The sequence below is a fragment of the Streptococcus pseudopneumoniae genome, assembly GCF_001074565.1.
Classification (GTDB): Bacteria; Bacillota; Bacilli; order Lactobacillales; family Streptococcaceae; genus Streptococcus; species Streptococcus pseudopneumoniae_J.
The window spans coordinates 1-1,264 of record NZ_JUQX01000033.1; the positions used below are offsets into that span (position 1 = coordinate 1).

The following is a 1,264-nucleotide window of genomic DNA, read 5'->3' on the forward strand; positions in this document are numbered from 1 at the left end:
GTTCTTTCAATCTTAGACATAATCTTACTGTAATAACTTCGTGTAAGTTGACCTACAGCATACAACTGATAATACAAATCATCACAACATTTTTTTGAAGATACATAAACATCAGCACCATTTTTTACATGAGCATAGATTTTCAAATTCCAGCAGAATCGACTATAGATTCGGTTATACTCTTTTATGATCCATTCTTCGGAATATGTCCTCAAACCCTCTTTATAACCATACTCTTCGATTTTAACACACCTCTTTCCTACTACTCAATCTTCTCTGCTAAGTCAAGCAAGAATCGTTTCACTTCACTCTTATGAACGTATTTTGTCTTATCATCATCAGAAAAGCGAACAGTTTCTTCGTAACTTTTTCCTTTAGTCAACATTGTTACCAGCCCATGAGAAAATTGATGGTGACAACCTAGATTGTCTAAATCTTTTGTAGACAATACTTCTTCACGCTTCACGGTGAATTTTTCATCTACATTGATAAAATCATCTATCATACAATTATAATACTTTGCTAGCTTGTAAAGTTTATCAATGCTAGGCTCACGATCACCACTTTCATAGCGTTTATATGCTTTCTTTTGAATACCTAGAAAGTTTGCTAGATCATCTTCTGACTTATTGTTTCTTTCTCTATACAAAATCAATGCTTTTGATACGTTAATCATTTTGATTCCTCTTTTCTTTTATCTACACCTCTACTCATATTGTTAATTTACATAAAGGAATATAGTAGATTCCCTTGTGAAAACTAACAATACTTTCAATTCTTATCAGGACAAAACCTGTTTTATAAAAATCTAGTTATTGTTAATTTTTTTGCAAAATAAAAAGGCTTATTTCAAAGCCTTTTTACGTTTTTTTTCAATAGAATATAGCAATATAAAATGTATGCTCTTATCTTCGCATACTTTCAGCTTCTCAGCTTACTACCTTCGCCAAGGTCACAAATTTAAGGATAACTCAATATCCCCTCTTTCTTACCCAAAGGCATTAGCAAGATTTTACTCTCACACACCGACCATACAACACATAGACCTCACTATCTCACTCTAGCTACCTTCTAAGAAGTATCATTGACTGTACCACAGCCGTCAGTTCCCTTTTCTTATCTACTAAGGCGAAAGGACGAAAAACCCACGTTTAGACTCAACTTGACATTTTCTTAAAATTCACGTATAATTAAATTGCTACATTTAATCGTGTTAGTCAATGATTCGTTGTTGTCTGACACGTTTTTTATTAAATTTTCAAAG

The 1,264-nt window shown here is 32.6% G+C and carries 1 protein-coding gene; it reads right to left on the bottom strand.

Annotated elements, in window-relative coordinates:
- Positions 1-262: 262 nt before the first annotated feature.
- Positions 263-676, bottom strand: a complete 414-nt coding sequence (locus tag ADI74_RS05160; RefSeq protein WP_049537504.1) for a helix-turn-helix transcriptional regulator — start codon at positions 674-676, stop codon at positions 263-265.
- Between the last annotated feature and the right edge of the window lie 588 nt (positions 677-1,264).